The sequence below is a fragment of the Desulfobulbus alkaliphilus genome (assembly GCF_016918545.1).
Taxonomy (GTDB): domain Bacteria; phylum Desulfobacterota; class Desulfobulbia; order Desulfobulbales; family Desulfobulbaceae; genus Desulfobulbus; species Desulfobulbus alkaliphilus.
The window spans coordinates 1-435 of record NZ_JAFFQC010000277.1 but is presented as its reverse complement, the minus strand read 5'-3'; the positions used below and the strand labels follow the sequence as shown (position 1 = coordinate 435).

The 435-nt window shown below is 63.2% G+C and carries 1 protein-coding gene; it reads left to right on the top strand.

Going from position 1 to position 435, the window contains the following annotated elements; translation table 11 throughout:
• Positions 1-435: hypothetical protein (locus JWG43_RS18510; protein WP_205244392.1), on the top strand; the 435-nt coding region annotated here is incomplete at both ends.

The window sequence follows — 435 nt, the reverse complement described above, 5'->3', positions numbered from 1 at the left end:
CCCCCCATCATTTCAAGAGCAGCCTGACCTGCGACTTTTCCACGAAGCCCCTCCGCGGGATGATCGCCATCCCGGGCAAGGAACGCATCGCCCTCAAGTGGCAGGACGACACCCTGGAAAAGCCGGATGCTGCCGGTCAAAGCTGCCTGCGCCAGACGGGCCGCCTGAGCCTGGAAGGCCTGGTCGATCTGGACTATGCCTACAACTTCTTCAGTGAAGACCCGAGCATGATGGATGCCGCCATCTCCGACCTGTCGCTGGATCTGCACGACCACGGCCTGACGGCCGTCCTGGCCTACAATATCGATCCCCGTCCCGAGGCCATGGAAGCCATGATGCCCATGCTGGGCGCCTCGTTGAGCAGCGATCTCAATGACCCCCGGGATGCGGAAGCCATCCAGACCTTCCTGGCCCGCCCCGGCACTCTGTCCATCC